General features: G+C 37.1%; 14 protein-coding genes. 6 read left to right on the top strand and 8 right to left on the bottom strand.

All coding sequences use genetic code 11. From position 1 onward, the window contains the following. Positions 1-62: 62 nt before the first annotated feature. The 4 genes from AAJG31_RS01010 to AAJG31_RS00995 all read left to right on the top strand — a co-directional run bounded on the left by AAJG31_RS01010 (position 63) and on the right by AAJG31_RS00995 (position 2,534). The gene (locus tag AAJG31_RS01010) at positions 63-572 is read left to right on the top strand and encodes a DUF3231 family protein (protein ID WP_048392625.1); all 510 of its coding nucleotides are present in this window, start codon (positions 63-65) and stop codon (positions 570-572) included. Between the two features lie 29 nt (positions 573-601). Next, positions 602-1,459 carry a manganese catalase family protein gene (locus AAJG31_RS01005; RefSeq protein ID WP_048392622.1) on the top strand — a complete coding sequence of 286 codons (858 nt, stop codon included), beginning with the start codon at positions 602-604 and terminating at the stop codon, positions 1,457-1,459. A gap of 360 nt (positions 1,460-1,819) precedes the next feature. Beyond that, positions 1,820-1,936 (top strand): YjcZ family sporulation protein, encoded by a 117-nt coding sequence (locus AAJG31_RS01000; RefSeq protein ID WP_004225198.1) that lies wholly within the window; start codon positions 1,820-1,822, stop codon positions 1,934-1,936. Between the two features lie 199 nt (positions 1,937-2,135). Next, the gene (locus tag AAJG31_RS00995) at positions 2,136-2,534 is read left to right on the top strand and encodes a hypothetical protein (protein WP_048392620.1); all 399 of its coding nucleotides are present in this window, start codon (positions 2,136-2,138) and stop codon (positions 2,532-2,534) included. 198 nt (positions 2,535-2,732) lie between these two features. On the opposite strand, the gene AAJG31_RS00990 is transcribed toward AAJG31_RS00995, so the two are convergent. The 6 genes from AAJG31_RS00990 to AAJG31_RS00965 all read right to left on the bottom strand — a co-directional run bounded on the left by AAJG31_RS00990 (position 2,733) and on the right by AAJG31_RS00965 (position 8,409). Beyond that, complete coding sequence (locus tag AAJG31_RS00990) at positions 2,733-2,933, bottom strand: cold-shock protein (RefSeq protein WP_004225195.1); 201 nt, start codon at positions 2,931-2,933, stop codon at positions 2,733-2,735. A 361-nt stretch (positions 2,934-3,294) separates the two neighbouring features. Further along, complete coding sequence (locus AAJG31_RS00985; protein ID WP_103118246.1) at positions 3,295-4,179, bottom strand: cation diffusion facilitator family transporter; 885 nt, start codon at positions 4,177-4,179, stop codon at positions 3,295-3,297. 342 nt (positions 4,180-4,521) lie between these two features. Beyond that, complete coding sequence (locus AAJG31_RS00980) at positions 4,522-5,277, bottom strand: SDR family oxidoreductase (protein ID WP_112118529.1); 756 nt, start codon at positions 5,275-5,277, stop codon at positions 4,522-4,524. Between the two features lie 208 nt (positions 5,278-5,485). Beyond that, complete coding sequence (locus AAJG31_RS00975; protein WP_279495194.1) at positions 5,486-6,142, bottom strand: hypothetical protein; 657 nt, start codon at positions 6,140-6,142, stop codon at positions 5,486-5,488. Positions 6,143-6,188: 46 nt separating this feature from the next. Further along, the gene (locus AAJG31_RS00970) at positions 6,189-6,662 is read right to left on the bottom strand and encodes a GNAT family N-acetyltransferase (protein WP_103118249.1); all 474 of its coding nucleotides are present in this window, start codon (positions 6,660-6,662) and stop codon (positions 6,189-6,191) included. 271 nt (positions 6,663-6,933) lie between these two features. Continuing rightward, positions 6,934-8,409 (bottom strand): methyl-accepting chemotaxis protein, encoded by a 1,476-nt coding sequence (locus AAJG31_RS00965; protein WP_066037302.1) that lies wholly within the window; start codon positions 8,407-8,409, stop codon positions 6,934-6,936. 137 nt (positions 8,410-8,546) lie between these two features. Here AAJG31_RS00965 and AAJG31_RS00960 point away from each other — a divergent pair, with 137 nt between their 5' ends. Next, complete coding sequence (locus AAJG31_RS00960; protein ID WP_048392607.1) at positions 8,547-9,509, top strand: MBL fold metallo-hydrolase; 963 nt, start codon at positions 8,547-8,549, stop codon at positions 9,507-9,509. A 193-nt stretch (positions 9,510-9,702) separates the two neighbouring features. Here AAJG31_RS00960 and AAJG31_RS00955 read toward each other — a convergent pair whose 3' ends face one another. Further along, positions 9,703-11,520: a DNA ligase D gene (locus AAJG31_RS00955; RefSeq protein WP_279495195.1), complete on the bottom strand. Its 1,818-nt coding sequence runs from the start codon at positions 11,518-11,520 to the stop codon at positions 9,703-9,705. Positions 11,521-11,626: 106 nt separating this feature from the next. Here AAJG31_RS00955 and AAJG31_RS00950 point away from each other — a divergent pair, with 106 nt between their 5' ends. Next, positions 11,627-12,448, top strand: a complete 822-nt coding sequence (locus AAJG31_RS00950; RefSeq protein WP_004225181.1) for a Ku protein — start codon at positions 11,627-11,629, stop codon at positions 12,446-12,448. A 31-nt stretch (positions 12,449-12,479) separates the two neighbouring features. Here the strand turns inward: AAJG31_RS00950 and AAJG31_RS00945 are convergent, their stop codons facing one another. Further along, positions 12,480-13,001, bottom strand: a complete 522-nt coding sequence (locus AAJG31_RS00945; RefSeq protein ID WP_279495196.1) for an AAA family ATPase — start codon at positions 12,999-13,001, stop codon at positions 12,480-12,482. Between the last annotated feature and the right edge of the window lie 53 nt (positions 13,002-13,054).

The following is a 13,054-nucleotide window of genomic DNA, read 5'->3' as shown; positions in this document are numbered from 1 at the left end:
TTATTTTTTCAGCCATACTAACATGGCTTTAATGGCGAAAAATAAGAAAAGGATGTGTACAGATGGGTATTCTTGGTGGAAATCCAAAAGATGAACCGTTGCATTATGGTGAGGTATTTAGTGTTTGGTCGGGTTTAATTGCAGACTATGGCATGATTTCTGGCTATCAAACGTTTTATAATCATGCTGGTGATGAAGATCTTAAAAAAATTATTGAAGATATCATCGAAACATGCAGGGAAGAAGTAAAGCAATTAGAAAAAATTCTAAAAACAAACGGGATCGCACTACCTCCTGCATCACCTGAAAGACCTGTAGCAAGACTGGAAGATATTCCTCCAGGTGCAAAGTTTAATGATCCAGAAATAAGCGCTGCTCTAAGTGCTGACCTAGCAGCTGGATTAGTTGCATGTAGTCAGGCAATGGGTACTTCTACTCGTGAAGATATCGCATTAATGTTTGGGCAATTCCATATGGCTAAAGCTCAACTTGGTGCAAAGCTTTTACGTTTAAACAAAAATAAAGGCTGGCTTGTACCACCACCATTACATGTTAATTATCCTGAAAAATAAAGACTATTCCCCTGAATTGAGGAAAGTAAATGTATTATTATAAAGAAGAATTGATAAACATTATTAAACCTGACAAACCAGATCCTCAAGCAGCACGAGTAATGCAAGAAATACTTGGTGGTCATTATGGTGAAATGAGAACCATGATGCAGTACTTTTTTCAAAGCTCTAATTTTAGAGGCAAAGAAACCCAATATCGTGATTTATTACGGGGTGTTTTCTTAGAAGAAATTGCACACGTTGAACTTGTACAAAATACAATCAACCAATTACTAAATGATTCTGGGGAATCCTCTGCTCCTGGAAATAACGGCATGGACCAAGCACCTTTAGATGAGGCAGTTAAACATGCCAATCCACACCATTATATTGTGGGTGCACAATCATCTTTGCCTGTAGATGCAGCAGGTAATCCCTGGAATGGTTCGTGGGTTTATGCACATGGAAACCTTATTGCAGATTTATTGGATAATTTAGTATTGGAGTCAACGGGTGTACTTCAAAAGACACGTATATATGAGATGAGCTCTAATCAGACATTTAGAGAAACACTTGCTTTTCTAATTGTTCGTGACAATGCTCATCAAAATGCATTTGCCAAAGCATTAGAAACTTTAGGGGTAGATTGGGGAAAATTATTCCCTGTACCGAACTACGATATCAACAAATACCCAGAGTGTAGAAAGTTTGTTGAAATGGGTTATCACAATGCTCAATTTAACTTTAGATTAGATCCAACTCGTATCGGGGAAATCTTTCAAGGACAAACTCCAAGTAGAAATGGTGGAGAATTAAATGTGACCCCTCCACCAGAAGGATTCCCCGTACCTGTTATGCCAGAGATGCCAAATGAACACAGTCCTGGCCTGAAGGATATGAATAACTAAAATACTTTTAGCTGTAGCGTTTGTCGACGCTGCGGCTTTTTGAATGTATAAATCCCTATATTTACACAAACTATTAATAAGTGTATCGCACAAACTTTCATAGGCTGTGGCGTTGTCATAGTCTTATTTTTATTTTAAAGGCAATAAACTATGCACAATGAGTTAACTTTTCATATAAATAGTAGTGTTAAGCTAATCTAGTTTAACATGTACCTCCCGAATTGTTACTTAGGGTCACTTTCAGCCGAGTGACCCTTAAATATTTATTCATTTATATAAACCTCGTTTTAAAGGAGATTATTTGGCCTGAAGCTTTCTATACTTTACATATTCTAGATTTTCGAAAGGAGGGACTTTCATATGGGATATGAAGTATACGGTTCAAACTATGGCAAGCATGATAATTTATCATTCGCTCTAATTGTTGTCCTCTTTATTCTTTTAATTATTGCTGGTGCTACTTTCTTATATCATTAATAATTACCTTCTATTATCCTCAAATATTCATGCTATGATCAAAGGGTCGTCTTACACCCTGGTGACCCTTTTTTACTACTTACTTTGTTGCATAGAAGAATGTATGTAGGAAGTTTGTTGCTTAGTGTACTAATCTAACAAACAGTTCATAAAATATATCAAGCATAATTTGGGCTAAAAATAACAAAGGAGAATGCCTATGAGCATTGATTTTATTACACTTGCCCCAACAGTCATGCAGGTGTTTAAAGCAGGAGATGCAAATCCCAAAAAAGTAAAGCGCATTGTTTATGGACAAGCTACCTCTGATGCAAATGGAATAGCCACATTATATTTTACAGACAATGCATTAGCGAATGGCAATCCTCTCTTATCTACTATTGACTATGCAGTGGCAAGTGTATACTCGACAAATCCAACGATAAACTTAAGACCGAGGGTTCAAATGAGAGAGAAGAATATTAGTGGGAAATATGTCTCTGCTAATATTACAAATATTAGTGGTGTGACAGTATTGGGAATTAATGTATTAGGATCGGAAAATCCAGTAAGTGGCGTGATTGTAGATTTTATGATTTTAGGTAGTTTTGATTTGTAAACAGATCATACTGAACAAACTCCCTCGTACATTCTTCTTGGTAAAACCTCATATCCTCACTTCTTTCATCGAGAATAGGCAAGGAACAAATGTATTTTGATTTGAAATGTAATGAGAAAAAAATAAAGACAAAGTCGAAAAAATCGACTTTGTCTACTGAAACCACTCTATTTAAGAATGTTTTTCTTCATTTAAAAATTAAAGTTTAACGATGTTAGCAGCTTGTGGTCCACGTTGACCTTCTTCAACTGTGAATTCAACTTTTTGACCTTCTTCAAGTGATTTGAAACCTTCACCTTGGATAGCTGAGAAGTGAGCGAATACGTCTTGTCCGCCTTCTACTTCGATGAAACCAAAACCTTTTTCTGCGTTAAACCATTTTACTGTACCTTGTGTCATTTAAATGACCTCCAATAATGTTATTAAATAAAATCATACTACTTCCAAAGAAAAAAATTCACATATTACAAAAAGTAACTAACAAAACACGATTACTCTTTGTAATATGTGAATTTATTATTTCTTTAAGAAAGATTCTATTACATACAGTATATGATAAAAAATCGTATTAGTCCAGTGAAAAGTGAATTTTTTTATCAATGAAGGCTAAAACCTGCACGTACAACCATTTTTAAAGGTTAAAATTAGTCATTTCACCGCATTAAGTAGCTAGAGGCAATTGTTTTTGTATTTCAATAGCGACATTCCTTCCCCTCATTAATCCGTATATTTTTTGAAGCTGAATATTACATTTTAGGACTTATTTGCCCTTTGCATCCTTAGGCTCTACATGGACATGCACTTCATAAACCCCTTGCTCTTCCACCATATTTTTTTCAACAACCGAAGCAACATCATGCGCTTTCGTGATATCTAACTTTGCATCTACAAGTATAACGACATCAATTACCTCATTATTCCCATAATTTCTTCCTCTGATTTCTTTCAATCCTTTAACGCCATCTATTTTTAAAATAATCTCTTTGTATGTTTGAAGAATTTTCTCATCAAATCCATCCGATAGTTCATGAGAGGCTTCCTTGAAAATCTCCCAAGCTGTTTTACAAATGATGAAACCTACGACAATCGCAGTACCCGTATCTAACCAAGGCATATGTAGTTGTGACCCTAAAATTCCTACAGCGGTTCCAATACTTACCCAAGCGTCTGACAAATTATCTTTAGCTGCAGCCATAACGGCTTTACTATTGATTTTTTTAGCCAATTGTTTGTTGTAACGATAGACTAAATACATCACCAATGCTGATCCTATCCCTACATAGGCTGCGACCATATCCGGCGATTCTTTTCCACCTTGAAAAATGGAAGAAAACCCACCGACCAATACTTGAATACCAACGGCCATCATAATAAATGAAGCGACCATTGATGCAATGGTTTCACTTTTCCAATGACCATAGCGATGATCATGATCTGCTGGTTTTTGTGAAAGCTTTAGTCCAATAAGTACTGCAATAGAGGCAATAATATCTGTCGTATTATTCAAACCATCCGCTTTTAAAGCTTCTGAACCACTCAAGTAACCAATGCCAACTTTTATGATGGATAAAATTATATAAGCAATAATACTGATAATGGCACCACGTTCACCTAATTTAAGATTATTATATCTTTCTGCTTCCAATTCACTTACCTCCCACTTACGTACATCATCATCATAACAACCCAACATCGAGTGGGTCTACAGCAACCTTTTTGCCTTGCTATACATAAGTAGGAGGACTATAAAAGTGTTGATGTGGGGAAAAAATAAAGCCCTTAGGAAGATACGCTGTCACTGGTTTAAAGCCTAGAAATTATTATACTAACCGAATAAAATAGTAGTGTATCTGTTCTTTAAGATTTTTTCCTCCAACGAACACACCTAACAAACCTTGGTCATTTCCAATTTCGGGAGTGACCCTTTTTACGTACATATAAGCACGTAGAAAAGCCTCGCCACAACTGTAGCAAGGCTTTTAATCAATTATCCTCGTAAAAATCCGCCCTCTGAGTGGATTATTTGACCAGTTATCCATGTAGCCTCCTCGCTAGCAAGAAAGCTAATCACCTTGGCCACATCCACTGGTGTCCCAATCCGCCCCATTGGAAATTTGGGTAACAGATAACTTCTAATCTCATCATTCATCCATGTAGAATCTGTTGGCCCTGGATTGACAGCATTGACGGTAATGCCCAGCGGTGCTAGCTCCTGTGCTAATGATCTAGTAAAGGCTGAAATTGCCCCTTTCGTTGCCACATAGGCTAGCTCTCCCATCATAGGACCTAAATCTTGACCAGAAGTCATATTAATAATTCTCCCTGAGTTTAAATTAGCTTTTTCAAAAAGACGTGCAAATTCCACACAAAGTAGTAGGGTTGACCTTATATTCACCGCGTAATGCTCGTCTAATGTTTGAGCATCTAATGCTAGATAACCATCTTGTGCTGAATGGGCAGCATTATTCACTAAAATGGAAGGTACACCTAGTTTTTCGAAAACCGTTTGGAGTATCGTTTTTGGAGCTTGGGAATCTGATAAATCAATCGACAATTCTTCACATGAAACACCCTTACTCAAAATTTCCTGTTTGAATTCTCCTATCCACTTACGATCAGCATGCCAGTGTGTGAAAAAAACATTAACACCATCCATAGCCAATCTTCTACAAATAGCTGTTCCAATATCTTGAGGGTGGCTTGCACCCGTAATGATTGCTATTTTATGTTGTGTTTTATTCATTTCTTTTTACCCCCATGGTTATTGAGATTATTAATAAAAAAAGAGCATCACCATAATGGTCCGCTCCGTTTTTAGAAATCAAAACCCTTACACTGCACTTCTTTGAAAATGACCATCATACCTTGACACACACCTATAAAGGAAAAAGATACAGAGTTTGTCACATGTAGAGTATGTATTCCCCTCTTCATCTAATCTGAATTATTTTTTAATCTAAAGTTTTCATCGTATTTTGAACATCAATAGAAAAGGCTTCTACATCAAATTGATGCTGCTTTATCGTATCTTCCGCTAACTGTTGAGCCTTCTTTTTAGCCTTGTGATTTTTCTCTTGTGTTAAATTAATTCTTACTTGAATTTCCTCAGACGTCATACTATGGTCAATGCTGAAAGTGCCAAAATTTTCTGCAACCATCGCCTCAAATAGATTGGCCATGACATCATTATAACTTAGCCGAGTTGAGATCGCTTCTACTGGCTCATAGAGTTGTTTTAACGTTATTTGAAAAGAGATGGGGTTTAATTCATTAGCTTTGATAACGTCCAGCATTGTTTCTTCTATATGTTGCTTTGTCTTGTGATCGACCTTGTCGGGTAATGACACAAGGAGCTCTATTTTTCCATTAGGTAAAATTCCATAATCTAATAGAAAGCTATAGGATTCTTTGCGCAATGTATAGGAAATCTCACTAATTAAAAATTGATATTGCTGAATATAACGCAATAATTCATCATTACTAGGCTGTGGCATAGAAACATTGGTTTTTTCAGCATATTGAATAGGTGCATTTGCCAAAAAGAAAAATGCACCACAAACAATGCTTAAAAGTAGAAACCATAACGTAAATAACCTTTTAATAAACATGTATAGCCCCCTTATTCGGGACTATATGCCAACTATCGAAAGTAAATTACGGTAGAATTTTATAAAACAACACACGATCTTGATTTTCACCACCATAATTACTATGAATGGACATATTATCTAACACTTTGTCACCTTTTTCCATTCTAAAACCCAGATTCGTATGGAAGGCGATGGATACTTCATTAATAGGCGACGTGACACATTTCACAATATTTCGATGGTATTGCTTCACCACATGAAAGAATACATCATATAATCTTTTTGCAATATTCTGTTTTCTGTAATCAGGATGGACCCCAACAAAATGGATGAACGCTTCATTTGTTTTGGACTGCGATAAAAAGCCAATGAGGAAACCGATTATTTCGCCATCCTTCTCCATAATAAGACTTGTATTTGTAAAGTGATCAAAAAATAATTTAGGCAGCTTGTCTGACATATTCCTACCACCCCACCACTCATTAATCAATGGAGATAAAGTATAGTAATCTGAACTCTGTACACTACGAATGTTCATGGAATCCCTCCTCCTTTTCAAGTCATACAACATATTTATAGTCTGAATGTATCTACAGCTAATATATAAATGGTGACAATCACCATAGCATACCCCACTACAAATGCATATTTAAGTTATTGTGCTGAGGCTCATACAAACTCAAAAACAATCACCACAACCAGATATGGATAAAACAATGTAGATGAATACTATCTCTATACCCTCCATCTAGGAAGGTTAATCCTTCTCTTATTTTACCCTACCATTTATTTCAATATCAATGGTTCTATTATACCTTTGCCATCACTAATGCCTTTAACGTGTTACTTAAAGCCTGAATATGATTTGTTGTATCCGTCATGCTTACTAGAAGCTGATTTTCGTCCTCCACTGAATGTAGAATAGCACCAGTAGAAGCCGCATTTTGCTCGGTCATGTGATTCAGTTTTTCAATTTGCTTTTGGATTACCTCGAATTGTGAGATGGCACTGCTTAATTCATGCATCCCTCTTGTTAAATCTGTATTCGTTTCCGTAAAAGAATCCTTTAAACTATTAAAGAAATGACTGACATCCTGTAAAAGCTGTTCTCCATGCTGGAGTGCCTTTTCACCGTCATCAGAGCGCTGATGAGCCTCTGTCGATTTTTCAAACAAGGTTTTTGTGACATTGGTAATGCTGACAGTAATTGCAGCGCTTTCCTCTGCTAGCTTACGCACTTCATCTGCTACAATAGCAAATCCTTTTCCATGTTCTCCCGCTCTAGCTGCTTCTATCGCCGCATTTAAGGCCAATAAATTAGTCTGTTCTGCAATATGGGTAATCCCCTTTAATAGACTATCCACTGTTTGCAGGCTGTGTTGCAGCTCGTTGACAGTTTCCGCAGTTGAGCCCATCGCATGACTCATGACGCTCATTTGAGTCATTGCATCCTGCATTTTATCCCACCCTGCTAATACTTCTTGTTGTAGATCAGTAGATTTAGCGACCGTATCCTTCGAAATCGTCAATGTTTTATTGACAAAATGAACCGAGTCACCCATTGTGCCATGAATCATTTGTAAACTAGATGCCTCCTGCTGAATACTTGCAGAAATATCCTCTGTCGCTACTAAAATTTGCTTACTAGAGCCAGAAATCCTTTGCATTGTTTGTTGGAATTGCGTGACATGTTTGTCCAATGCCTGACTGCTCTTTTCGATTTCCTGAAATGTATTTTGTAGTTGATTGAAGGATGCTTGCACTTCATTTTGCTGGATTTCTGCATGTTGAATCAATTCATTTCCCCATTTTGCCAGCAAATAAAAAGCAATAATGACCCCATTCATAATTGCCAGAAGTGTCACAAAGACAATGGTGTCATCAAATGGTCCTAACAATGATGATGAGTTGACCATATATAAAATGAAAAAACTAAAATTGGTTAGAATCCCAAAGAAAACAATCAATTCTTTTTTAAAATACAGGGCAATAATGGCCACTGTGCACAGTAAAATATAATGTTTATTTAATGAGAAGCTATCAAGCAAAAATAAGGTAAACACAACACTTGATGGAATGAGACCAAAAATAAAGCCTTTGACATACGTTTTTATAGGTAAAAAATAATTACATACCGCCAAAGCAATGACAGCTAACCCAATAAATAAAAAATGGATGCCCTTTGATAGAATCATAGGTCCACATATTAGAATGGCCAAAATTGAGATAATAGCCAAATTTACACGATGAACTTTTCGTGTATCATAACGAATTTTATGCTCCATTACTATCCCCCTAAAAAAATGAATAGACATTCAGTTTAATTTTCTATTATTATATAGTATAACAACTACTTTTTGTAGCTAAATATTGCATTTATAAGCATAATTAGCTTATTTTTGAAAAAAAGGGGGAAATTGAATTGACTAGCGTCCAACAAATCGCACCAAATTTCTACTGTATCGATACACATGATTTAGGTCGAGAGCAGCGAACAAGCTCCTATCTATTAATCGATGAAAAGATTGCTCTCATCGAAACTTCGGCCAGTCCATCCGTACCTTATATTATGGAAGGGTTACAGAAATTAAATATTGCCGTAGAGGATATAGACTATGTCATCGTGACACATATTCATTTAGACCATGCAGGCGGAGCAGGGTTATTTTTGCAAAGCTGTCCCAATGCTAAATTAGTGGTTCATCCACGAGGCGCAGCCCACATGATTGATCCAAGTCGTCTTATCCGCAGTGCTAAAGGGGTTTATGGCGCTGAATTTGACCGCCTTTTTGATCCAATTGTGCCCATTGACGCTACAAGAATTATTGAAGTCCAACACGAACAGCTATTACAATTAGGTCAACATCATTTAACGTTTTATCATACTGAGGGGCATGCTAAGCATCATGTTTCAATGCTTTATTCCGCAACAAATGGCTTGTTTGTAGGAGATACAACAGGTGTTCGCTATCCCGAAATGGATGAGGAAGCAATTGATTTAATCATTCCGTCCACCTCTCCAAATCAATACAACCCTGAAACAATGGAACAATCCTTAAAATTGTACGAAAAGCTACAAGCAAGTGAATTATACTTCGGTCACTATGGGGCTTATAAAAATCCAGCTGAAGCCTATCGTCAGGTGCGCTATTGGACACCGCTCTTTTTAGAAGAAGGTAGAAAAGCGCAAGCAGCATCCAGCCAGTTCCAAGAACAAGTTCACTACTTAGATGCTCGCTTAAAGGAACTTTTATTTAACTATCTACAGGAAAACGGCATTCCGTCCGATCATCCTGTCTATCAAACCATCCCATTCGATACCATTGTGTCCGCAATGGGCATACTGGATTATCTCGAAAAAGCAAATGCGCAGATTCCACTTTAACGGCAATAAGAGGTGTTCCCAATGACATTGGGGACACCTCTTTTTTAGAAGCGTTTATAGTACTGGTCAATGCAAGCTTTTTGTAAAACCTACCCTTTTACATCGGAGGGCACTCTTTTTTCAGGTGAACCGCTCGCTTTACATCGCACTGCGCTTATGCCTGTCCAAGCTTTCCCTATCTCCATAAGTGTCCTCATTCCTTTAATTGATCTAGAACTGCTTGAAAATTTTGTTGCTCCCCTACTTCACGAAATAATTGAAAGGGATTGCTCATTTTTTTCATGCGCTCCATGACAAAGGGAATCGTAAAAAGTGTTGGCGTTAGGTTTTCATTGACCTCCTCCCATAGAAGCGGTGTTGCTACTAAACCCATTTCATTGCCACGAGTGGAATACGGGGCAATGATAGTCTTGCCCTCTGCATGTTGTACATAATCTAAATATAATTTTTCATGACGATTCTTTTTTAAACGCTCAATTGTATATAGATTTGGCTTTTGCTCACATAAAAAGCGACAAACAAACTCTGTAAATATACGTACCTCTTCATAAGTAAATGTATTTGCGGGTAAAGGAATATACAGCTGTAAACCTTTTCCACCTGATGTTTTGACAAAGGATTGGAGCTGAAAATAATCAATAATGTTCTTTAAATCAAGTGCTCCTGAAACGGCTAATGAAAAATCTTGTACTGAGGGAGGATCTAAGTCGAAAACGATTTCTGTCGGGTACGAAGAATGATGTGTTTGAAATGGAATGTGGAGCTCTAATGCCAGCTGATTTCCAAGCCACAATAACGTTTCCAAGTTATTACACACGATATAATCAATATCATCCATCACAGCTGTTGCCACAAAATTAGGCATTTTTTCTGGTTTACTTTTTTGATAAAAACTTTCGCCTGGAACACCATGTGGATAGCGTATTAGCGTTAGAGGACGATCCTTTAGAAAAGGCATTAAATAGGGCGAAATATTTTGCAAATAGAACAAGTATTGATCCTTTGTAATACCCATATTCGGCCATACAGGCTTGTCTGGATGTGTGATAGCAACTGAATCAGGGATAGGATACAGTTGACGTTGCATGTGCAGCCAATGACATTCCTTAGGTGATATCTCTAATCGAAAGGCATGAAATCTAGGTTCCCGAAGCTTACTACCATCAAAATCAATACAGGCAATATCAACACAAATAGAAGGCTCAAGTGCCCATAGCTCCTTTTTACGCAGTCCATTAGTCTGAAAGAATTTGACAAGTGTTTGATGCTCTTCCTCTGTCATACCATGCTTAAACGTAACGACCTCTCGTAATTGATTGTCCTCAAAAACTGCACCATGAAAATAACTATTGCTATGGTCATATTGTGTGACAATGACTGTGACATAACGCCAATTTTTTATCTTTAACCAGTGATTTGATCGTATGTTTTCAAGCCATTTACTTGTTTTCTTCTTAGCAACAATGCCTTCCCCATTGTAAAGTTTGATGGACTGCCATAAGCTCTCATGCTCCTCACTACCATGTATGACTTGGATAGGCGTTGGATTCTCATAGTTTACGCTTGGCCATTTGAACTTCGTCGCAAGCTTGCCCAATTGCTCCTTACGCGTTTTTAAATAGTGGTTTTGGAGAGATTCTCCTTTAAGGGTTAAAACATCAAATGCTAGATAGTGAAAAGGACATGAATGAGCATGTTCCTGAATCACGTCTTGATTTTGCATTCTCCCCCTCTTCTGAACAACGGCAAAATCACTTTTATAATGATTGCGTAAATAAACTAACTCCCCATCCAAGGTTAGGGGTAAAAAGGTTTGGATGGATGTATATATTTGCTGACAAAAAGCTAAAATTTCGGGAAACAAGTGATTTAAATGTCGTCCATTTCTGCTAATGAGCTTCGGCTCCTCATCCCAAACTAATAAGCAGCGAAAACCATCATATTTCGTTTCAAATAGCCATTCATCTCCACTAGGAATATCGTTTGTTTCGGATAAAAGCATTGGTTTCATTCCGCTATACCTACTTTGCTTTTTATATTCAGTGTTTGAAGATTTCATTTTAAGATACATAAAAAACCTCAAAATACATCATAGTAAGAAAAACGAGGTGACAACAATGCATACAGTGTGGAAAGGCAGTATTTCCTTTGGACTTGTTAATATTCCTGTGAAACTACATGCTGCAACTGAAAATAAAGATGTCAAATTGCGTCAGCTTCACAAAGACTGCCATACGCCGATTAGCTATAAAAAGGTTTGTGAGGGCTGTAACCAAGAGGTAACAGATGAGGATATCGTGAAGGCTTATGAATATGCCAAAAATAAATTTGTTGTGTTGGATCAAGAGGATTTAGAAAACTTGCGTAAGGAAAATGAAGATAAGGCTGTGGAAATTATTGATTTTGTGCAATTAACTGAAATCGATCCAATCTATTTTGAACGCACCTATTTTTTATCACCCGATTCGACGGGAGCCAAAGCCTATTCATTGTTACGAAAAACATTAGAACAATCAGGGAAAATTGGCATTGCCAAAATCGTTATCCGCTCTAAAGAGCAGCTTGCCATTGTGCGTGTTTATCAAAATGCCCTTGTGATGGAAACAATTCACTATCCAGATGAGGTAAGAAGCATTGGCGATGTCCCTAATATTCCAAGTGAACAGGATGTAGTACAAAAGGAGCTCGATACAGCCCTCATGTTAGTGGAACAGCTAACAACTACATTCAACCCTGAAAAATATACAGATGATTACCGCAATGCTTTATTAGAACTAATTGAAGAAAAGAAAGCTACAAATACGATATCTACAAGCGATAAACAACGTCCAATTCCTGAAAATGTCACGGATTTAATGACAGCTCTACAGGCCTCTTTAGAAAAAACAAAAAAGCCCGCTACAAGAAAACGGACTACACGGACAAAGAAAAATGCCTAAGAACAAGCGTATCCTGACATCGGGATACGCTTTAGAATTGTCGAAAATAGGAATCTAAATCCTTTTTGCGCTGAATCATTAAAAGTTTAGCCAATACAGCATGTTGCTGTATAAAGAATTTAGGCTTTCCTACCCTTTCAAAGCGTTTATTCCAACGAAACATTTTAAAAAAGATCGAAAAAGTAGGTTGATAGTGAGCTTTTTCGAAGCCCATTTTTTGTTTTATAAATCTTTTTATTATACGAAAGACTCGAATTTTATAAGGCGTATCGAGAAAGATAATGCAATCAGCTTGCTGGAAGCTATCAACAACCCACTCCTCCTGATGGATCTCCTCTATAATCCAACTGTTCGTTTGGAGAATGGTTTGTAAGTGCTCCTTTTTTTCTTCATCTGTTCTTAGAATATCCCCTGATTCCTTTCGCATCCATGCCACATTATCAAGCTCATAATAAGGAATCTGCAAGGTTTTAGATAACTTCCTCGCCAATGTCGTTTTCCCACTGCCAACGGACCCAATGATATGTATTTTTTGTGGAAACGCTTTTGTCACAGAACCCCTCCATTATATGTACCTTTGTAGAAATAGTTCCTTTATTATACAAT

Origin of the sequence: Lysinibacillus sp. BS3 (genome assembly GCF_039614735.1) — a bacterium.
GTDB classification, from domain to species: Bacteria; Bacillota; Bacilli; order Bacillales_A; family Planococcaceae; genus Lysinibacillus; species Lysinibacillus capsici.
Note: the sequence above shows the minus strand (reverse complement) of the source record. Positions and strands in the feature narration are given on the sequence as shown.